At 36.9% G+C, this 20,415-nt stretch carries 20 protein-coding genes; 1 reads left to right on the top strand and 19 read right to left on the bottom strand.

All coding sequences use genetic code 11. The features are described 5' to 3' along the window. Window positions 1–111: 111 nt before the first annotated feature. Window positions 112–945 carry a deoxyribonuclease IV gene (locus BMY14_RS09840; RefSeq protein WP_218144894.1) on the bottom strand — a complete coding sequence of 278 codons (834 nt, stop codon included), beginning with the start codon at window positions 943–945 and terminating at the stop codon, window positions 112–114. A 182-nt stretch (window positions 946–1,127) separates the two neighbouring features. Between BMY14_RS09840 and BMY14_RS09835 the strand changes: the two genes are divergently transcribed. Next, a complete protein-coding gene (locus BMY14_RS09835) occupies window positions 1,128–1,622 on the top strand; it encodes a hypothetical protein (protein ID WP_091831297.1) in 495 nt (164 codons plus the stop codon). Between the two features lie 246 nt (window positions 1,623–1,868). Here BMY14_RS09835 and dhaL read toward each other — a convergent pair whose 3' ends face one another. The 18 genes from dhaL to BMY14_RS09740 all read right to left on the bottom strand — a co-directional run bounded on the left by dhaL (window position 1,869) and on the right by BMY14_RS09740 (window position 20,323). Further along, the gene (gene dhaL, locus BMY14_RS09830; protein ID WP_245741356.1) at window positions 1,869–2,519 is read right to left on the bottom strand and encodes a dihydroxyacetone kinase subunit DhaL; all 651 of its coding nucleotides are present in this window, start codon (window positions 2,517–2,519) and stop codon (window positions 1,869–1,871) included. Between the two features lie 8 nt (window positions 2,520–2,527). After that, complete coding sequence (locus BMY14_RS09825) at window positions 2,528–3,526, bottom strand: dihydroxyacetone kinase subunit DhaK (RefSeq protein ID WP_218144893.1); 999 nt, start codon at window positions 3,524–3,526, stop codon at window positions 2,528–2,530. 34 nt (window positions 3,527–3,560) lie between these two features. Further along, complete coding sequence (locus BMY14_RS09820; RefSeq protein ID WP_019552299.1) at window positions 3,561–4,421, bottom strand: sugar phosphate isomerase/epimerase family protein; 861 nt, start codon at window positions 4,419–4,421, stop codon at window positions 3,561–3,563. 93 nt (window positions 4,422–4,514) lie between these two features. Then, entirely contained in the window at window positions 4,515–5,204 is a 690-nt protein-coding gene (locus BMY14_RS09815; RefSeq protein WP_091831293.1) for a D-lyxose/D-mannose family sugar isomerase, read from the bottom strand. Between the two features lie 25 nt (window positions 5,205–5,229). Continuing rightward, on the bottom strand, window positions 5,230–6,270 hold the full coding sequence (locus BMY14_RS09810) for an aldose epimerase family protein (protein ID WP_091831291.1): 1,041 nt from the start codon (window positions 6,268–6,270) through the stop codon (window positions 5,230–5,232). A gap of 27 nt (window positions 6,271–6,297) precedes the next feature. After that, window positions 6,298–7,167 carry a ketose-bisphosphate aldolase gene (locus tag BMY14_RS09805; protein ID WP_091831289.1) on the bottom strand — a complete coding sequence of 290 codons (870 nt, stop codon included), beginning with the start codon at window positions 7,165–7,167 and terminating at the stop codon, window positions 6,298–6,300. 87 nt (window positions 7,168–7,254) lie between these two features. Then, window positions 7,255–8,331 carry a PTS fructose transporter subunit IIC gene (locus BMY14_RS09800; protein WP_091831287.1) on the bottom strand — a complete coding sequence of 359 codons (1,077 nt, stop codon included), beginning with the start codon at window positions 8,329–8,331 and terminating at the stop codon, window positions 7,255–7,257. A gap of 33 nt (window positions 8,332–8,364) precedes the next feature. Next, entirely contained in the window at window positions 8,365–8,676 is a 312-nt protein-coding gene (locus tag BMY14_RS09795; RefSeq protein ID WP_026329205.1) for a PTS fructose transporter subunit IIB, read from the bottom strand. Between the two features lie 97 nt (window positions 8,677–8,773). After that, window positions 8,774–9,232, bottom strand: a complete 459-nt coding sequence (locus BMY14_RS09790) for a PTS sugar transporter subunit IIA (protein ID WP_091831285.1) — start codon at window positions 9,230–9,232, stop codon at window positions 8,774–8,776. Window positions 9,233–9,244: 12 nt separating this feature from the next. Beyond that, window positions 9,245–10,753: a BglG family transcription antiterminator gene (locus BMY14_RS09785; RefSeq protein ID WP_177177540.1), complete on the bottom strand. Its 1,509-nt coding sequence runs from the start codon at window positions 10,751–10,753 to the stop codon at window positions 9,245–9,247. Between the two features lie 310 nt (window positions 10,754–11,063). Beyond that, window positions 11,064–11,732: a 4Fe-4S double cluster binding domain-containing protein gene (locus tag BMY14_RS09780; RefSeq protein ID WP_091831281.1), complete on the bottom strand. Its 669-nt coding sequence runs from the start codon at window positions 11,730–11,732 to the stop codon at window positions 11,064–11,066. Window positions 11,733–12,015: 283 nt separating this feature from the next. Continuing rightward, window positions 12,016–14,904, bottom strand: coding sequence for a sigma 54-interacting transcriptional regulator (locus BMY14_RS09775; RefSeq protein WP_091831279.1), 2,889 nt, complete (start codon window positions 14,902–14,904; stop codon window positions 12,016–12,018). 112 nt (window positions 14,905–15,016) lie between these two features. Next, window positions 15,017–15,838 (bottom strand): class II fructose-bisphosphate aldolase, encoded by an 822-nt coding sequence (locus BMY14_RS09770; protein WP_245741355.1) that lies wholly within the window; start codon window positions 15,836–15,838, stop codon window positions 15,017–15,019. Between the two features lie 50 nt (window positions 15,839–15,888). Continuing rightward, entirely contained in the window at window positions 15,889–16,983 is a 1,095-nt protein-coding gene (locus BMY14_RS09765; RefSeq protein WP_091831275.1) for an NAD(P)-dependent oxidoreductase, read from the bottom strand. 42 nt (window positions 16,984–17,025) lie between these two features. After that, on the bottom strand, window positions 17,026–17,496 hold the full coding sequence (locus BMY14_RS09760; RefSeq protein WP_091831273.1) for a PTS sugar transporter subunit IIA: 471 nt from the start codon (window positions 17,494–17,496) through the stop codon (window positions 17,026–17,028). Window positions 17,497–17,533: 37 nt separating this feature from the next. After that, window positions 17,534–18,808, bottom strand: a complete 1,275-nt coding sequence (locus tag BMY14_RS09755; protein WP_091831271.1) for a PTS transporter subunit IIC — start codon at window positions 18,806–18,808, stop codon at window positions 17,534–17,536. A 103-nt stretch (window positions 18,809–18,911) separates the two neighbouring features. Further along, a complete protein-coding gene (locus BMY14_RS09750) occupies window positions 18,912–19,217 on the bottom strand; it encodes a PTS sugar transporter subunit IIB (protein WP_091831269.1) in 306 nt (101 codons plus the stop codon). Between the two features lie 242 nt (window positions 19,218–19,459). Continuing rightward, complete coding sequence (locus tag BMY14_RS09740) at window positions 19,460–20,323, bottom strand: EcsC family protein (RefSeq protein WP_245741354.1); 864 nt, start codon at window positions 20,321–20,323, stop codon at window positions 19,460–19,462. Window positions 20,324–20,415: the final 92 nt, after the last annotated feature.

Here is a 20,415-nt window from a genome sequence, read left to right as displayed (position 1 = left end):
TGTCAACGACTGACGATCCTGTCTCATTGTAATGAATCGCGTCAAAAAATAAAATGAGCCCTTTTCTAAAAAGAAAAGCTCATTTTATACAAAAACCACAAATAGGCCTGCTCAAACTTCCCGATAAGCATTTTTCAACAAAAGAATTTCTGCCTGGTAACCAGATAATTCATTCGGTGTTTCCAAAAAAAATGGCAGATGTCGGCACTGCGGATGATTGATTAAAGCAAAAATTGCTTGCTCGCCAATTGATCCCTGTCCAATTTTTTCATGTCGATCTTTATGGCTGGCAAACGGATTCTTACTATCATTCAAATGAATTGCCTTGAGTTTATCCAGACCAATGATTCGATCAAATTTTTCAAGTACACCATCTAAATCATTCACAAGATCATATCCGGCATCATAGACATGACAGGTATCAAGGCAAACTCCCAGCTTGTCACTGTATTGAACCCGATCCATAATTTCGCGTAATTCTTCAAACCGGCTGCCAACTTCGCTTCCTTTCCCCGCCATGGTTTCAAGCAGCACCATCGTCTTCAGCTCCACCGTCAAAGTTTGATTGAGCATTTCTGAAATCAACTTGATACCAGCTTCTATTCCTTGCCCAATATGACTTCCTGGATGAAAGTTATAGAAACTATTGGGAATCTGTTCCATTCTCTGCAAATCATCTGCGAACATCCTCCAGGCAAATTGCCGGGTCGCTTCACTTGCCGAACACGCATTTAATGTATAAGGTGCATGTGCCAAAATCGTGGCGAATTGATTAGCTTTCGCCAATTCTTTAAATTGTTGCAAATCCTCCAAATCAAGAGCTTTGGCCTTCCCGCCGCGAGGATTACGAGTAAAAAACTGGAAGGTGTTACCACCTATCTGCAGCGCTTCCTCTCCCATATGTTTAAAACCTTTTGCCACCGACAAATGACAACCTATCTTCATCAAAAAGCTTTCCCTCCTGCTCTCCTATATAAATTGCATTATATATAATATATTCTGCATTTATTATAACAAATTCAACCGCAAATCTACTGGTTTATGATAAAATAAATATACTATTCTTTTTAACATCGGACGAACGTCATTACATTTGGCGATTTAAATCATACTGAAGGTGGTATTTCATGCGTAAATTTATCAGAACCCTCATTATCATCCTGATTCTTGCTTCTTTAGGAAGTTTTGCTTATCGCAGCTCCTACGACAACCGTTCCGCCAGCAATCTGTCAGCCTACTGCAATATTGATTTCCGCAGTATCATTGATCCATCCACAAACAAGATCAGTCAAGTAACTTTGTCGCTGCTTGATTTTAGATTCTCAAAACAGCCACTCGAAAGTTTTTGTCGAATTGACATTGATGGGAAAGAATACCAGCTTGATGCCTTCGAAACAGCATCGCAAGCACCTACTTATTCCCTCCAAGATTTCAGTAATGTGAATAGCTTCAAATATACCAACCATCTAATCGTCGACTTCCCACCGCAAATCCAAAAAGAAATTGCGGCAGCAAAACAAATAAAAATATCCTTCCAGTACAAAGGCAATCCCACCCCCATTGAGCTTCCCCTTAGTGATGTAGATTTAACCTATTGGAAAAAACAATTACTCTTATTATAAAAAACAAAAAACCGTACCAGCGAAAAACTGCTACGGTTTTTTTAGTGCCCACAACCAATATTTATCCATGTAAATGAACTAATTCAATCTGATTTTACTCTCTTCTTAATAAGTAATCTAAAATCAAACTTTATTCTGTATTGATCCTGTGCAATTACCAACTTTATCCTGACCATTTCATTCTTTATTCCCTAATTACTAAACAATGCACTATAATTCAATTGTAAAATCATTGTAATGTTTGTGTTACAACTCTTTTAATATTTCCTTAATTCCATCTGCCATAGCTGCCAGGATCAGATAACAAGAGACCGATCCAGTGTCAAGTACGCCTCTGCTTCTTTCACCTAGTCTGCTTGAGCGACCATATCTAGCGACCATATCTTTTGTTGACTCGCTGCCTTGTTTTGCAGCGGCTTTCATTTTGTCCAGTGCGACAACAAAATCTACGCCTAACACCACATCTGTTTTTAGACTTTTTAATGTTGGAAAAAGCGTATCGACCAAGGTTTTATCGCCAGCTCTCGCTTCAACAATTTCCATAAGTCCATTATACCCAGCTTCCAAAATCTTACTAAAATCCTCCAATGATATCGTTTCCAAATTTTCGCCAGCTTCAGCCATTCCTATAAAAACAGTTCCATAAATTGGTCCCATAGACCCGCCGATTTCATTCATAAGAAGCATTCCCAGATTTTTCAGTCCATCCGTGAAGCTAAAATCATTCTTACAATATCTTTTTTCGAAGAGCGAAAACCCTTTATTCATATTCATCCCATGATCTCCGTCACCGATAAGCCCATCCAGATCACCCAAATACACTTTATTTTCCTGAATAGTTTTTACCATTTTAAGCAAAATGATTTTGCCTTTTTTATTTTCAAATACATTCATCATCTTTACCCCTATTTCTGCTTGAGCCCCATAGTGTAAGCTGGCATATCAATAAGTTTTTTTAATTCTTGATCTAATTTCATTATAGTCAAAGTAGCTCCCTTCATCTCAAGTGATGTAAAGTAGTTACCCACATAAGCTTTATAAATTATAATATTTTTTGTCTTAATGAGTTTTTCGATTTCATTGTATAAAACATAGAGTTCCATGACTGGCGTAGCACCAAGACCAGATACAAGAACAACGACCTCATCCTGTTCTTTAAACGGATAGTCTGGTATAACAATATTGATCATTTTTTCAGCAATTTCCTTCGCTGTTTTCAATGAACATATCTCCATCCCTGGTTCCCCATGATGACCAATACCCATTTCCATCATACCTGGTTTTATTTCGAAATTAGGATGTCCCGCTGCTGGTAAAGTACAAGGAGAAAGACCAATTCCTACACTTCGCGTTGAATCGATCGCCTTTTGCGCTGCCGCTATCACTTCATCTAAATTGCCACCCTGTGCCGCTTTAGCACCACCTATTTTCCACATCAAGATTTCGCCTGCTACCCCCCGGCGCTTTTCTCTCTGGTTCTTTGGGGCAGAAGCAACATCGTCATTCGCTATAACACTTTTTATTGTTATGCCCTGTTTTATAGCCATTTTTATAGCCATTTTTACATTCATATTATCACCTGAATAATTTCCATATAAACAGGCGACGCCTTTTTTCTGATCTACGGCTTTCGCCGCATCTAAAAAAGCCATTGCAGTCGGTGACGAAAAGACCTCCCCTACTGCAACTGCATCACACATATTTTTTCCGACATAACCAATAAAAGCAGGTTTATGACCACTGCCACCTCCGGTGATAATACCCACCTTATCCTTCGGAATATTTTTTGCTTTGATTACTCGGTTATTCTCCGTTGCTTCCACGATGTCTTTATGTGTCTTCAAAAAACCGGATATCATTTCATCGACAATGTTATCAGGATCATTTAATATTCTCTGCACCATATTTCCTCCTCTCCTTTAAATTTTACCTGATAGTTCAAGCTCCTACTTGCTTAGCAATTTTCTTCAAATTAGCCAAACCTTTAATTGCTAATTCCTCGCCAGTATCTGCAAATTTTCGCCAAATTGCACATTGCGCATTTAATTCTTCAAATCCGGGATCAAAAGATTCAATTACACACGGTCCTGTATAACCTATTTTTTTTAATGCTGTAAAAAATTCCGCAAACGGCACAAGTCCTGTACCTGGAATTCCCCTATTATTTTCACAAACATGTACATAGCCCAAGTATTCTTTTCCACAAGTTTCTACAGCTTCAGTATAGCTTGTCTCTTCTCTAATCATATGGAAACAGTCCAAATGTACCCCCATATTTCCAGTTCCTACTGCTTTGCAATATCTTACACCATCTTCTGCCGTATTGATAAAATGCGTCTCAAAACGGTTGACGGGCTCTACGCAAATTTTCATTTTAGGATGTACTTGAATAGCATATTCAGCAATTTCGCGCATAGCACTTACTGAATGATTCCATTCTTCTTCTGTACGCGGCTTTCCTGTAAGGCAGCCCCAACCCGCATAGTTTACACCACCAAGAATTTCAGACCCAATTAGCTTATTTATATCGACCAGCCGCTTCAATGACTCAATCCCTTTTCTCCGTACTGCAGGATCAGATGAAATAAGGCTATTTTCTGCATTTAGGGTTGTCGACGTTACAGGTTTGAGTTTTGTCTTTTTTAATTCTGCTATTACTTGTTCTGTAGGAAACGTTTCTGGATGAGCAATAGCAAAATCAATTGCCTCAAATCCCAATTTTTCACTTTTTTCTATAATCCACAAATCTTTTTCAGTAAATACTTCCGTCCAAATAAATGTATCTACTCCTATTTGCATATTCATTCCTCCTTATATGATAAAAGCATAGCCATGTGATATAAGTTTTTTCAAAGCTCATACTACATGGCAGGTACTTAAAATAAGTAAATTTTAAAATTGGACATATTTCTTATAATCATCAAAAACCAAATATTGAATAGGTTCATCCTCCTCTACATGTGGAACCCAAGGTGTTTTATCATAAAAATGATTATCAAGATTATCATCGTTTGCCTTCGATACTTCAAATACAGCGATATCACCAGTCCCCGCAATACCCTTCCACGAATGATATTGACGCGGCAAAAGAGTAACGCTTTGCCCTGGTTCAAGCGTTATTTTAGAACCAGCCTTAACCGTTATTTGTTTACCATCTAAAGTAACCGTAACATCGGTTTTAGCAAAATCTTCTTTTTCATCGGAGTTATACAATGTAATCTCCAATGTGCCACCACCACGATTAATGATATCTTCCATCTTTGAATAATGGAAATGATATGGTAACATCTGCCCATCCAGGACAAATAATAATTTTTCGCAATAAACCTTTGAATATGTCTCAGGATCTGACTGACTGCCATTTCTAAAAGTAAAGATTCCCAATCCACATTTATTGTAATCACCTTTACCAAAATCAGTAATGCCCCATCCTAACATCGTATCTACAAGCTCACGTTCATCTTTCGTTAAATTCTTCCAATTTTCCGATGAGTAGAATGCAAATGGTGGTAATGGAATCTTAAAGTCCCGCACTTTTTGTATAATATATGCAATACTATGGTTAATTTCTGACCGTTTCATAAAAAAATCCCCCTAAAATTTATGATTAAATTAATGAAAATGTATAGGTTGTCTGACTATCATAGGGCTTGTCAGGATAAACAATAATCAGCCCCGGTTTATCACTATGGATTCTATCTGGCAGTGCTTGCGTTTCCAGAGTTATCGCACCATAGCGACGTGCTTCTCCGTTTTCCAGCTGTACAGTTGGATCGACATTGTTACATGTATAAACAACGACGGCTTCTTCCGTAGTTCTTACGCTGATTTCTATCCGACTTTTTAAAGAATAACACCTAATTTCATCTTTTCCCTTTTTATTTAACTGAAACGCATGGTCATATCCTCCTCCAACCAGCGAAAGTTGTGAATGACCTGTAGAAAAATATGTTCCGATCTCTCTGGGAAACAAAAAATCAAAAGCAGGATCTGTTTTAGCATAAAGATATTTTCCTGTAGCCATTGTTTCTTTATCGACTTCCAGAGCTTGATCCGCATCAATATATAATAGATGTTTGTCAATCGTATCATCATCATCAAGATGAAAATAGCTGTGATTTGTCATATTACATAAGCTAATTTCATCAGATTCAACATGATAGTTTATAGTCCATGTGTTTCGATCATCTAAAGTATAACTAACACAAACTATCAAATTGCCCGGATAACCGTCATGAGCCTTTTCGTTGCGAGTAAAAATAATATGGTCTCTTCCATTCTCACTCTTTGTTTGTACATTCCAAAATTGATGATAAAAGCCGTTTTCTCCACCATGAAGATGCTGATTTCCATCATTTTTTTCAAAAATACATTTTTTGCCATTTGGTAAAATACATTCCGCATTTTTTATTCTGCCCGCAACACGGCCTATAGTCGCTCCTAAAAACATTGGATTTTTTTCATACATTTCAAAGTCTTTATAGCTGAGTACACAATTTTTCTTTTTTTTGTTTTTATCCATAAAAAGAATTTCTTTTACTACACAGCCATAGTTTAATGCTGTTAATGACATGCCATTTTGATTTGTCAAAGTATATGCATATACATCTTTCCCTTTAAATTGTCCAATCTTCTGATTCGTTATCAATCCGTTTCACCACTTTTACTATTTTTACTACTCGGCAAAATAGTTAGAACTTTTACCAATAGAGTTAAACAATTGCATTTTCTGTCTAACTACATGCTTAGTAGCTTCAATACATTTTGGATAAATCTGATTAGGTTCACGCAATTCTTGATTTTTTAATACTTCACGACACTTTACATAAAATGCATGCTTAATATCGCTGGAAATATTAATTTTTTGGATGCCTATCGTAACCGCTTGTGCGATTTCATTGTCTGGATTCGCTGAACCTCCATGAAGAACAAGCGGTGAATCCGTACGTTCTACAATGTCTCGTAAAATATTCATTTGCAGCGCAGGCTTAAACCCTTTTGGATAAATACCATGTGCCGTGCCGATTGCAACGGCCAAAGAGTCAGCACCTGTTTTTTCAATAAAATTTACGGCCTGTTCCGGGTTTGTATAAATTACTTTCGTCGCACCACCTTCAATAGAGTTGCCTGTATCGCCAATCGTTCCAAGTTCTCCTTCAACCGCTACACCAATTGGATGCATCAAATCAACAACTTGCTTAACTAAAGCAATATTTTTCTCATATGGTAGTTTTGAACCATCAATCATTACCGAATTAAAGCCAGCATGTACCGCCCGTTCCACATCTGCAAGCGACCCACCATGATCCAGATGCAAAACGAAGGGAATTGGACTTCTATGAATTTTTTCCAATACATAAGCAATAAATTCATTGGTAATAAATTGCAGCTCATCTGGATGAATTGCAATGATTGCCGGTGTTTGCGTAGCTTCTGCTTCTTCAACCACAGCACGCATGAGCATGCTGGAAGAAACATTAAATGCCCCTACCGCAAAATGACCTTTTTTGGCAACCTTAAGCATTTTTGACATAGATATTAACATAATTAAAATCCCCTTTCGGATTTCACATAAGAAGAGACCAGCTCCATTCTTTATATGAAATCACTATATAATAATATTGAATATTGATTAACCCGAAATCTTAACATTTGATAAATTCAATTCCTGCTCATCGTCATTTTCTTTTGTTACCGGTTTTCTCTTTAGCAAAAGGCAAATTATAGAAAATACCAATGAACCAATAAGCAGTGCTGCAACCCAAAGTCCCGGATGATTTTGCCCTGGAAGCGTAAAGAATCCTCCCCAAACAATGGGGTTAGTGCAATCCCAATAGAATACCAGTGCTCCATTTACCGCAGCACCAATCGCTGTACAAATTGTAATTCGTATTAAATCATTAAGAATAATCGGGTAAGATCCTTCTGTAATTTGGCAGCATCCCATAATAAATGCACTTTTCAAAGCATTGGCTTCTTCATCAGAAAATATGTCGCGTTTAAACAGCCGACTCAAAAAATAACAAATAGTAAGACCTAATGGTGCAATCATGGAAGCAGAAATCAAAGCATTCATCGGCGTCGTGTAGCCTTCTGAAACTAAACCTAAGCAAAAAACAAATACAACCTTATTAATTGGTCCACCATAATCAACAGCTGACAATATACCAACAACAATTCCAAGTACAATGATAGAGCCGCCCTGCATGCTAGTGAGCGTATAACCTATGAAATCCTGTAAAGCATGAATTGGAATTCCCACCACATAGCGCATAAGAAGCGCAACGATTAATGTCGTAAGAAACGGCAGTATAAGCATTGGTTTAATTCCTTCAAACCAAGCAGGCAGCCTAATTGCATTTTTAAGATAATTTGCTAAATAGCCTGTCATAAACCCTGCAAAAAGCCCACCTAAAAATCCATAACCATATTCCTTACATAAGATACCAAGTAAAAACCCTGGTACAATACCTGCTCTATCAGCTATAGCATAAGAGATAAACATCGAAATAAATACCGCTAAAAGGCCTAATCCATCTCCACCTAACGTAAATAAAACATCTGCGACCGACATACTTCCATTAAAATCCTTGATGCCCTGTCCTCCACTAATGTTACCGATAACCATCAGCATACCAGAACAACAAACAAATGGAATCAAATAAGATATTGCTGTCATTAGATTTTTCTTTATATTTAGATTTTTCAAAATAATATCATCCTTTCAACTTTTCTTACTAAACTAAGCTTTAATATTCTCTTCAATATGCTTAATCAAATTTCCGGCTGAATGAATTACTACCTCTGTGGAAACCTCGACTATTTTTTTTCCTGCAAAACGATCACGTCCTTTAATCGATGTATCTACTGCTAAAATAACCACATCTGATATTTTTATCTGTTCAGCAGTAAGTTCATCTTCTGTGCCAATCTGTCCCTGCGTTTCTATATGAATTGTATGGCCTCTTTTCTCAGCAGCCTTTGTCAGTTTTTCTTTGGCAATATACGTGTGAGCAATTCCCGCAACACATGCCGCAATTCCAATAATATTCATGGTTTCATCTGTCCTTTCCTACTTTTTTAGTCTGCAACTTCTAAACATTTGATCATACGAATCCAGGTATAAGCATACGTATTGCTCCTTTCATTTTTTACTGTATTTTATTGGATAGTAAATAAATCACTTCGCCCTTATCATTTGTAGTAAGTAATTTATCAAATATCTCTTCATCCGATAACGCAATTGCAACTTGTGACAACAACTTTAAGTGCACTGTAGTTTTGTCAACATTTCTTACTGCAAATAAAATAACTACATGCACCGGTAAATTATCATAAGATTCCCATATCAAATCATTCTTGGTCCTTCCAACTGCAATTGATGTAACATTGACTGCATCCGACTTACCATGTGGAATAGCAATATGATTGCCTAAACCAGTCTTTCCTTCCGCTTCGCGGTTATAAACATCTTTTATAAAGGCATCTTCATCTTTCACATTCCCAGCTTTGTATAGTAAATCCGTAAGTTCCTTTATAGCTTCATCTTTCGTATTTGCTTGCATGTTTAGATTAATTAAATTTTTATTCAAAATTGTTTCAATGTTCATAATTCATTCCTCCTAAATTAGATTTAAAGCTTGCTTTACTTTGACTGCATCGATTGTATTAAATATAGAACTCACAAGAATGGACGGAATATTCTGTTTTTCAAGTTTTACCGTAGTAAGAATAATATCAACCTGATGGGGGCTAAATTTTTGTACTCTGCTTGCCGAAACAATATCAACAATTTTCCAGTCGGGAAAGGTGCGTTTTACACGTGCCGCCAATAAATGTGATGTTCCGACACCGCTGGAGCAAACAATTACAACTCGCTTCTGTTGCGCTTTTTTTTCTAAAGCAGACTGAAAATATACTACGATATAACTTATTTCGTTATCGCTTAAATTTCGAAAAGCAAGCTTTAAGTTTTGTTTTTCCAAGGCTTGTTTTACTGCCTTGAATACTTGGGGGAAATCTCTTTTTATATCATCTTTAAGGGGATTCGAAATAAATATTTTACTTTCTATACGTTTTGTAAGCGGTCTAATATGAAGCAATAATGCCTGTTGTAAACTAAAATCATTTGAAAAATCGTTTTTCACTTCCGTCGACACGCGTTTTAATAAATCCTTCACAAAGCCTTTCTCTTCATCATTATTTTCTTCCAATTTTAATGGATTATTGTCATTTTCAGGATCTATACGTGATGAATAAAAATACTGGTAAATGTAAAAAAATTCATTTGTAGGTATGGTATGATTCATATACTTTCCTATTTCCTGAACAACCATCGATGTGCAATTAAATATAACTTTATCTTTATAATTTCCATTCTCGTCATTTCCCTTATTTACCGTATGTTCATTATTTTCCAAACGCTTAATAAGAATTAAAACATGTGTAAATATATTGATATAATATGGATCCTTTATTTTGCCGCATAAAATCTGTTCTACACGATCCAGCAATAATTTAACAAAACTTATATCCTTATGTGAAAAAAACGTATATAAATCATGATCCATTGCTGTATCTGTATTCTCATATAGCAGGGGCTGTGCACTATTCATCGGAAATTGATTAAACATTTGCATCAACAGGTTACGAATGTTATACTCACTGCCATCTATATGAGTTCCATTGTGTGATCGTACAAGAGATAAGCTATATTGTTTCAACTCAGCTTCTATAATGCTTAAATCATTTACAATTGATGCATTGCTAATGAAATAAATCTCAGCTAATTTATTGATTGATGTTTCTATTGGTGCCTGTAACAATAACAAAATCATAATATTTCTGCGCCTCATCTCAACATCAATACCAAAAAAACCTGCCTGCTGTTTGGACAAACCCAAAACAGTGTTTATGTCACTAATAGGATCTATACAATACCCTTTACCACGCTTGTACTGCACTATACTTTGGCAGCCAAATTTATACCTTATTGATTGCAAATCACGATGTATTGTTTTATCAGAAACATTCAATATTTCTGATAATTCAATACTAGTGAGATAACCATTGACCTTTAATAAGGCTGTCAAAATTTTTTTCTCACGTGTCGACAAGAATTCTTGTACCATATTTATATCCTCCATATACGATATGCCGACTATATGCTCTTTCTAACTTACAAGGTTATTATAATTTATTTTTAAAATTTCAGAAATACTAAACCATGTCTAATATAAGGGACATTTTAGTATGCAAGTGTGCTAGATATATACCCATTTAATGCTAAAATTTTTGTATCACGCGTTAAAAAAAAACACCATAAATTTTTAGCTAGAATATTTTCCCTCGTTATTTTCTATTTTTAGGTAAAAAAATATGTTGGAATAAGTAATTTGTTTTTTACTTATCCCAACATTTATTATCAAAACTTTGCTCTCTTTATTTAGATTTAGAAAGTCCCCATGGACAAACTAAAATACAATGACCACAGGCACTCTTTCGACCATATTCCATAAAAAATCCACTGCGTTTTAAATTGCATAATTTATAATCGATAAGATCTTCCCGGGTTAGACCAGGTTTCCAGTCAATTCCATAAAGTGCTTGATCTGGACAAGCTTTTATGCAGACCTGACAATCCCCGCAAAAACTTTTTTTTATGGGTTTTGCACAAGTCAAAAAAGGATAATCCAAAAGAATTGCCCCCAGGCGAACCCTTGGTCCAAATTTTTTTGTAACTAAAACATCACTTTTCCCAATCCAGCCAAGTCCAGCATGGACAGCCGCTTCTTTAAATGAAAAAGGGACCCGAAGGTTTATTTCATCATTTTGCACCGCTGCAGGCACATAATTTTTTATTTGATATGAGTCCAATAAAATTTTTAAACTGCCGATTTTTTTATTCAGATTTCTGGTTGTTTCAAGTAATATAGTATTATATTTTTCTTCGTCATATTCCGCTTCCGTTAAAAAATAACTATATCTTTGCGCTATCACAATTGCACATGAAAAATCATTTTTATAATCAGAATAAGCTATATCTGCAACAGACCAAACCGCATCCGCCTTGCATGAAACAATCTCACTAATTTTAGCGCGAATGCTCATAAATACATCCTTCCTCTCCAACTTGCAAATATCTCTCTTTACTCCGACTTCAGTCCATACCCAATATTCCCACTTCCAAGGAAATTGTTGGGACTTTAGTCTTTTAATAATATGATACATCATATTGCAAAAAAGTAAAAGCCTTTATTTTTCCAATTCTTTTGGAATATCATATTTTCTAACGTTTAAAATAATGATTTCGAGCATAAAAAAATAGACAAGATGCTTAAATACAACTTGTCTATTGTGTACTACATTTATCAAATAGTTAATTAGTCCCATCTTATTGTTTCGGACATAATTTCCCTATAAACTCCCCGACATCTTTTGCCTGATTGAGCTGCTGAACAGCATCTTTATTTTTGAGACTAAAAAATAAATCATTGATCGTAGCAACATCATCTTTTTTAACAGCAGGCAGACAGATCATCGTAACGAAATGGTCAAAAGAATCCCAGACAATTGGTTTTTTCAGCCGAATAAAAACAATCGCAGTTTCTTTAACAAAAGCTGGCAATCCATGGGGAATGCCTACACCATTTTTAAAAATAGTACTGCCCATTTCTTCACGAGCAAACAATGAGGTGATAAATTCATTTTTTATATAACCACGATTAAACAAGAGACTGCCGATTGTTTCCAGCAAACATTTTTTATCCGCATATTCCTGGTCGAGAAAAATTAACTCAGCCTTCAAAAAAGACTTTAATGTATTGCTTTGATACTGCCGGACCAGACAATCTAGAAATTGTTTTTTATCTGAACTAAAACCACTCTCAAACGGGATAAAATTCACGCCATTAATGTGTGGATTGATGGTTCCAACCGCAGCAATAATATTATATTGCTGCTTTATTTTATTGATCTGAAGTGTAAAGTCTTCATCCATAATCCCTAATAATAAAATTTTTAATTTAGGATAATATTCTATTAACAGCTCTTTTATTTTAACCGCAACACCATGACCCGTCAAGCACAGACAAAGCAGCAACGATGGTTTATTGGACTCATTAACCGATAACATCGGATAAGAATATCTTGTACTTACAATGTCATAGTAAATATCATCTAACGTTTCTTCAGCATTTTGATCCGCTATATAAATTTTCCGAACCGCTTCCATAACCGAAACCATATCAACGCGATCAATCGTTCTGGTCTTAATCCCCGTTCGTTTGGTTACAATGTCGCCAACGTTTACCAAAGACCCCATATCAACAAAAAACAAGATACCACTATCACTTTTAATCGTTTGGGCAATATTGATGACTTTTTCAAAAATTTCAATAGGATTTGTATTAAATGGCATATCAATCGCAATTGGAAAATCTACCCCCATCAGTTGATTAACAACTGCAATCATTTCCGAAGCAACTTTCCCATGACACACTGTAATGATGGCAACTTTATTTTTTTTATCGGTAATCTGTAACAGCTCTTTGATATACATGGCAATAAAACCGATTTCCCCATCTGGAATTATCACATTTTCCTTTTGTTCAATCGTTCGAACCAAATGCCTCGCTAAATCATATTCGTGAGCAAAATTTTCTTTAATATACACAAGGTTTGGATTAATTATTTCCTGTCCATATTTAATACGCTTCACAGCTTCACTAAGATGAATAGCCAAATAAATTAATACTTTTTTATTGATTTCGATAGCAGCATGCACTTGTGTTATTTCATCAAAAAAGGATTTGATCGTCTGACTGATATTTTCGCCCACTAAATATTTCAATTCATCAAGCGATAATAATTGATTTTCGGCATGACCTTCGGATCGAATCAAATCAAATTTATTTAAAACAAAAGTCCACATGATTTTTTCGATTTCACCCGGATCAATCCCCATTTTTTTGAGTTCATAATATTTCAATTCTACTTTTTTGTAAATATCTTCAAAAATCGGATAGGTATGACTGACCTTAGCCGCTGTTATATGCGGCACAAAGAGCATATCTTGAAAGACAATCGAACGGCTGTGTTGGTTATCCGTTCCCTGATTGTTCTGAAACAAAGTGTTATAAATGAGTTCATTAAAATCGATATGAATTTCCGTCTTATCACTATTCATTTTTTCAACATAAGCATTGGCACAGGTAACTTGAATTTCACTCCGCAGCTGCCCAACATTACCTTGGTATTCTTTGAGAACAAAGGCCGACAATATTTTATTTTTTACTAATATTTTGCATTGAGTTCTATTTGCTTCTTCCTGAAAAAAGTCATAAACTAACTGGGCTTTTTCTTGAATGGATCGGTTACGCAAATTCGGGAGTTCAATAATCATGGGAATACGTCTGCGAAAGGTTAACAATAAAGATGATTCGATATTTTCCGTTGTGGCACCAATAAAATAAACGGAGGCTTCGTGTTCTACATTTGTTTCCCCTAACCGTCTAAATTTTCCTTTGTCCAAAATAGAAAACAACATTTCTTGTCCTTTTGCGGGAAGGCGATGAATTTCATCCAAAAATAAAACACCACCCTGTGCTGCATCTACCATACCTTCTGTATTTTGATCAGCTCCCGTGAAAGCACCTTTTTTATAACCATATAAAATAGAAAGTAAGAGCTGTGGATTATCTGCATAATCAGCGCAGTTCAACGATACAAAGGGAGCATCTTCTTTAAGTACTTTTTTATTCAAAGCGTATTGATACATGCACTCGGCAAAAAGTGATTTTCCAGTTCCGCTTTCGCCTACAATCAAAGTTGGCAAACCAGCTGGTGGGTATAAGATCGCAGCTTTTGCCTGTTGAATATTTTTAACCAAACTATAATCAAAACCTACTAGTTTCGAAAAATCCTGTTTGGGATCTTCTACTGTCAATTCTTTAACTGTTTCGACGACCAGTTCACTTGTTTTTTCATCGGCTAAAATACTTGTTGTGTATTTTCTCGACAAATCAATTCCTTGCATTGAAAAATTCATGATAATTTGTGAAATCGTAATTTCCGGATTTTTTTCCTGCATCTTCAAAATTGCGTCTTGGATATTTTTCTTTTTCCGTTCCCGCGAATTGATGATGCGTAAAGATTTTCTGGTCTCGGTAACAGTTTCGCGCAAAATAGACAGAGTATTGGCAATTTTTTCATCAGATAAAGGCTCAAATGGTTTTTCATTTAGAATCAACTTTTTTATTTCTTCTTTATTGTTCTTTACCATTTGTATATCCTCCTTTCGACGAGTTTTGTAAATCAGCCTACAGTAAAAAGGGAATATGCTTACCGTTTAGATTTAGCATATTCCCTCTCTATTATTTACAACACTATAACGGTCAAACCCGAGCGGCTGAGCCAAACAACTGCATATAATAGCCGAGTTTTTCACGGTAACCACGAAGCATATCATCCAGACTAGAGAACATACTTGTTTTTGCAGACTCGGCAAAAGCTGCTTTCGCCGCGGCAAGCCCTGCTTGGTCCAAATCGGTATATAAATTCAATTTTCGAATTCCTAATTTAATTGCTTTTTGCAAATTTTCATCCCCTGTACCTGAGCAGCCATGCAAAACAAGCGGCACAGGTACAATTTCATTAAGCTGTTTTAACAAATCGAAATGCAACTCGGGTGTACCTGCATATTGTCCGTGCGAAGTTCCGACCGCTACAGCCAAACAGTCTACATCCGTTGCCTGAACAAATTTCTTAGCTTCTTCCGTATTGGTAAGACCGATATTCTTTGTTTCTTCATATTCCGTGCCTTTTCCAACATGACCTAATTCGGCTTCGACACTAATATCCAGCGAATGAGCAAATTTTACAATTTCCCGTACTTCAAACACATTTTGTTCAAACGATGCCATGGAGCGATCTACCATAAGTGATGTAAAGCCTGCTCTTACAGCTTTAACCGCATCCACAAATTCCTGTCCATGATCCAGATGAACAACGACCGGAACAGCTGCCCGTGCAGCCAATGGCACGGCAACCTCACCAAACGCAAGAATGTCTGCCATCTCCGGATATAGAGCTAAAATAACAGGAGAATGCTTTTCCTCTGCGGCAGCAATAACGGCTTTGATTGTCGATTCATTCCATGCATTTGCCGCTGGAACACCATAACCTTTTTTCTTTGCATCATATAATATTTCCTTCATATTTACAAGCATTTTCCGTCTCATCCTCCCAAAGTTTTAATTTGCTTTCCTTATTTGTTCAATTGGTCGATATTAAAACAATGATCTTTTTTACCAGTTTGGAAAAATGGTCCCATCATTTCTTCAAGTAGTTCTGCTGATCCCGTGGAAAGATCCGTTCTTTGTCCTGCCAAATGCGGCGTTATAATAACATTGTCCAGTTGTGTGAGCGGGCTGGTTTTTGGCAATGGTTCTGTGTAGTATACGTCCAAAGCCGCACCCGCGATTTTTTTCTTTTGCAAAACATCGATGAGCGCTTCTTCATCAATGATTTCTCCACGAGCTATATTTATAAAGTATGCCGTTGGTTTCATCATTTCAAATAATTTTTTGCTAATGAGACCTTTATTTACGGCAAGCGGTGGTACATGAATCGATACAAAATCACATTGCGTAAAAATTTCCTCTAGTTTTTCTGCCTTGCTGTATTTTTGTATTAGTGCCGCTTCAACAAACGGATCGTACACGACCACTTTCATACCAAGCGCTGCCGCTTTTTCGGCGACACGTTTACCGATTTTGCCAAAGCCAACCAAGCCGAATTTTTTATTTTTGAAGGTCAACCCACGGAATGTTGTAAACTCATCCCATATTGGTGTTTTGCGATTGATGTCTTCATCCCATTTGCCAGACTTCACATAACGATCAGCTCTTAAGATATTACGTCCGAGCATAAGGGTAAACGCCATCGTTAAATCGGATACAGGCTCCACTGAGCGTCCTGGTGCATTGAAAAAATAAATGCCTTTATCCGTAGCCGCTTTGATGTTAACGCTTACTGCATCCGAGCGACAGCAGCCAATCGCGATTAAATTTTTACCGGCTTCAATAACCTGTTTTGTAACCGGTGCGGTATGCACTACAAGCAGGTTGACATCGGCGATGCGATCAATCAAATCCTGCGGTTTCCCACAATATTCGGTAATACTGTCGTCACCAATATTTTCACTGCGGTCACGGCTCATTGGTTTATCCATTATTACATCAAAAGAATCAATTTCGTAGTCATAGCCTTGCAGCATTCTTTTCGTCACCGTTACCAAGTCTTCTGTATGAACCCATTCATCACCAACTACAAGCACTTTAATTTTTTTATCTTTTTCCATTTTTTTACCCCTTTCAATGATAAAATACCTGACGAAAAATTTTTATTCACATAAAATTTCTGTTGCTAAAACATTGTAGGCTTCTTGTTCTGATTTTGACTGATAAAGCCGTATGATATTCTCTTCAATTTTGCAAAAATTCACTATATTTCGCAAGTAGTTTAAATGGGCATTTTCTTTTTTGAGAGCAAGCAAAAATACGACACCTACATCAATTTCCGAATCCGCATTGCCCATTTCATGAAAGGCAACCTGATTTTTGGATATACCCATGATAATTGCCGGCCGCTTCACATTTTCAGCCTGCGAATGTGGGACAGCAACACCAATCGGTTTGGTAGCCAGACCAGTCGGATAGAGCTCCTCGCGTTCAAGCGTAGCTGATTGATACTGCTCCGTTACATACCCTTTTTCTAACAAATATGCCGATAAGGAACGAATTATATCTTCCCGATTCTTCATATTTTCCAAAATAACAGCATGATAATAGACTTCCGTTGTTTGTTGATCCATCGTGATCCTCCTTCTACACGCAATATGCTGCTAAAATTTAAAAACCAAAAACTACTGAAAAGAGTTTATATACCAAAACCAATGCTGGTGTACCTGCGGCATCCCAGTTTGAAATCATCCCTTTGCTGGCTTCATATCCCATTGACCCTGCCAATGCCGTCATTGGTGATGCCATTAAGGTCGCGCCCCAGCAAAACAGGCAGACAATAAAGCACAAAATAATAATATTATGCAGGATATTTCCGCCCGTAATCGCGTTCACAGCAGCACTTTCCCATAAAACAATAATCAAACTGACAGAAGCAATCATTTGATTTCCTGGAAGCAGTAAAGAAATTAATAACGCAATCGGATACATAATAAGAGTTGTAGGAATGACGGCGGCATGCCCGATAACGGTTGAACAATCTAAGGCAATTCGGACATCATCACGTTTTAACTTGCTCACCAAAATACTTCGGGATGCTTTAATGATTGGAAACCAGCCTTCTACCAAAATAGCAGCCATACGAGGAAGTAAGAGAAAGGCTGCGGCCATTTTTACGCCTAAAAGTAACGAAGGCATTAGACCGATTTGGCTGAATAATCCGACTAGTGTACCCAGCGTAGCTCCCATGACGGTACTTTCCCCAAATACGCCAAATTTTTCCTGAATGGTTTCCGCATCGAAATGAATATCTTTAATAATCGGTGTACGGCGTAAAACCCATTCTAAAGGAATTGCAATACAAGCCTGAAAAGAAAAATGTGTACCATGCGGCCAAGATCCGCCTGGAGGAAAATTATTGATCTTCTCGATATAAGGCGCCGCAATATCCGCTGCTTTTACATCGATAATCAAAAACACAACCACCGCTAACGTAGCCAGCCAAAAGCTCCCTGAAACAACACCGACGAATCCAGCCAGCAGCATCGCCCGCCATGTATTAAAAACATCGACGTAGATGGTCTGCGTAAACCGGATCGATACCAGCAATACATTGACAATCAAAAAGACAAATACGCCAAAGTATCCATAAGTATTACCAAAAGCATAACCAACAGAGCCCCAGCCTATATCAATAATGTTTTTGTCCAAGCCATAAACAAGAACGATATTTGTGATTGGTTTTACCATTGCCTCCTGAATTAAATTAACAACCATAAACAAACCGGTTAAACCAATGGATACTTTCAATGCACCAAGAATCGCTTTTTTAACTGTAACTTGGACCAATAGCGACACGATTAGAATAATTCCTATGATTGTAACCGTAGAATCAAATTTAAAAAAAGCCGATAAAACATCTGTAATTGAAGTAATAAAATCCATTTGTGAATTCGCCTCCTCAAAATATAGTAAAATCTCTTATATTCTGGGGGTACTATTTAAAATCATAGCCACTATTTTTATTAAATTAACACCCCCGGACTCCTTATGCCTGTTTTATCTTGTTTACCGTATCAACAATTTCATCCAGAGCTTTTTTTGCTGCTTTATCATCGAGCATAATCCCCAATGCTCTGATCATCGGAATGTCATAGCTTGATTTGATTTCTACCGTTGTCACAAGCAGATCCGCATCATTAATAGCTTCTTCCAAATCACTTACACGGCAAAGATTCACGTTCACCTGTTTGAGTCCCTCTGCTTTAATTCGATCTTCAATTTCTTCTTTTAAATAATTCGAAGTACAAATCCCCGCACCACAGCAACATAAAATCGTAACTTTTTCTTGCATCTTTCTCACCCCCACTTTATAAAACTTGGTCTACGCTCTTAAATATATGCAAGTCCTATGCCAATTACAAAAAGATCTTTTTCACCCCTGCTATTGCTGGAATTTTTACCGACAATCTTTTTGTAGGTTCAAATGATCGAATATTCACCTTACACTGGAGTATCCATTTCTTACAAAACAACGTCTGCATCAAAAAAGGCATGCCCATAAAGCGGCATGCCTTCTCCCTGTAATTGTACGTTTTAATGCACTCCATCTTGAACCTCATGAATCTTATGATTATCAATCAGCCATTTTTCTTGATAAGATCGTCTGGCAGCCCAGCCAACTTCTTTGATATACCAGCCATTGACAGAAGCACCCACTAAAGCCCCTAATGCCGGAATAACCTGCAAGGCTTTCCGCTTTGTCAAATTGATTCCTAATTGATTTGCTAAAACTTTCGTAGTAAGAAGAGTCGTTTGCCCGCCAAACTGCTGCTTAACCAATTGATCGAATGTGTTATTCATAACATGAATTTGGATGTTCCGCAGCACTGCGAGAGCAGCCTGCTTTTCTTGAATCGAATTTGATCCCGAAGCTGACATGATTCCGAAAATAAACTCCTGATCACCTTTTGTTTTCGCTTCATACCCATAACACAAACCTATTTTATGGATTGTTCTAAGCGCCAGCGTGATAATAGCTGGTACATCGGCAGCTATTCCAATCGCACCGGCAGCTCCTGTCAGGCCGCCTTCCCCGCCGGCCATACCAATTCCCCAATTATGAACCTCATTCGCCAGTCGGTCAGACAAGGCAAGATCTTTTTGTTTAAGCTCTGAAATACTGCGGACACCTGCATCTCTTTTCAGATCACTTTCATCCGCTAATAATTTACCAATAAGGTTTGCAAAATCTAAAGCCCCTTTTATGGCAGCTTGCGGAATCATTTTTTCAGCAATCCAAGTTACCGGTTTTAAAACGGTGCTCGTAACATGATTTGCCATGCCAGGAGACTCTTTTTTCCATTGTTCGATCAATGACAGCTGTTCTTGTTCGTAAAAGCTTAGTGGATTAAAATCAGCTTCCATTTCAGCACCCCATCCATTCTCAAAATTTACCAAGCATAAGAAATAGTAGAAAAGCCTATCCTGTATACATCAATGATAACAGGACAGGCTTTTCCTCGTGATGCAGCTAAAAATAATGATTCTTA

Source organism: Propionispira arboris (assembly GCF_900109225.1).
Taxonomy (GTDB): Bacteria; Bacillota; Negativicutes; order Selenomonadales; family Selenomonadaceae; genus Propionispira; species Propionispira arboris.
The sequence above is the reverse complement of the archived record's forward strand: the minus strand, read 5'-3'. Positions and strand labels throughout refer to the sequence as shown.

Bases quoted from the DNA above. Each gene is read 5' to 3' on its own strand.
- BMY14_RS09835 (WP_091831297.1), top strand. From the start codon at position 1,128: ATGCGTAAATTTATCAGAACCCTCATTATCATCCTGATTCTTGCTTCT.
- BMY14_RS09825 (WP_218144893.1), bottom strand. From the start codon at position 3,526: ATGGTGCAGAGAATATTAAATGATCCTGATAACATTGTCGATGAAATG.
- BMY14_RS09780 (WP_091831281.1), bottom strand. From the start codon at position 11,732: ATGAGCATTCGCGCTAAAATTAGTGAGATTGTTTCATGCAAGGCGGAT.
- BMY14_RS09840 (WP_218144894.1), bottom strand. From the start codon at position 945: ATGAAGATAGGTTGTCATTTGTCGGTGGCAAAAGGTTTTAAACATATG.
- BMY14_RS09790 (WP_091831285.1), bottom strand. From the start codon at position 9,232: ATGAACATTGAAACAATTTTGAATAAAAATTTAATTAATCTAAACATG.
- BMY14_RS09775 (WP_091831279.1), bottom strand. From the start codon at position 14,904: ATGGTAAAGAACAATAAAGAAGAAATAAAAAAGTTGATTCTAAATGAA.
- dhaL (WP_245741356.1), bottom strand. From the start codon at position 2,519: ATGATGAATGTATTTGAAAATAAAAAAGGCAAAATCATTTTGCTTAAA.
- BMY14_RS09795 (WP_026329205.1), bottom strand. From the start codon at position 8,676: ATGAATATTATTGGAATTGCGGCATGTGTTGCGGGAATTGCTCACACG.
- BMY14_RS09770 (WP_245741355.1), bottom strand. From the start codon at position 15,838: ATGAAGGAAATATTATATGATGCAAAGAAAAAAGGTTATGGTGTTCCA.
- BMY14_RS09815 (WP_091831293.1), bottom strand. From the start codon at position 5,204: ATGAAACGGTCAGAAATTAACCATAGTATTGCATATATTATACAAAAA.
- BMY14_RS09805 (WP_091831289.1), bottom strand. From the start codon at position 7,167: ATGTTAATATCTATGTCAAAAATGCTTAAGGTTGCCAAAAAAGGTCAT.
- BMY14_RS09755 (WP_091831271.1), bottom strand. From the start codon at position 18,808: ATGGATTTTATTACTTCAATTACAGATGTTTTATCGGCTTTTTTTAAA.
- BMY14_RS09750 (WP_091831269.1), bottom strand. From the start codon at position 19,217: ATGCAAGAAAAAGTTACGATTTTATGTTGCTGTGGTGCGGGGATTTGT.
- BMY14_RS09760 (WP_091831273.1), bottom strand. From the start codon at position 17,496: ATGGATCAACAAACAACGGAAGTCTATTATCATGCTGTTATTTTGGAA.
- BMY14_RS09785 (WP_177177540.1), bottom strand. From the start codon at position 10,753: ATGGTACAAGAATTCTTGTCGACACGTGAGAAAAAAATTTTGACAGCC.
- BMY14_RS09820 (WP_019552299.1), bottom strand. From the start codon at position 4,421: ATGCAAATAGGAGTAGATACATTTATTTGGACGGAAGTATTTACTGAA.
- BMY14_RS09765 (WP_091831275.1), bottom strand. From the start codon at position 16,983: ATGGAAAAAGATAAAAAAATTAAAGTGCTTGTAGTTGGTGATGAATGG.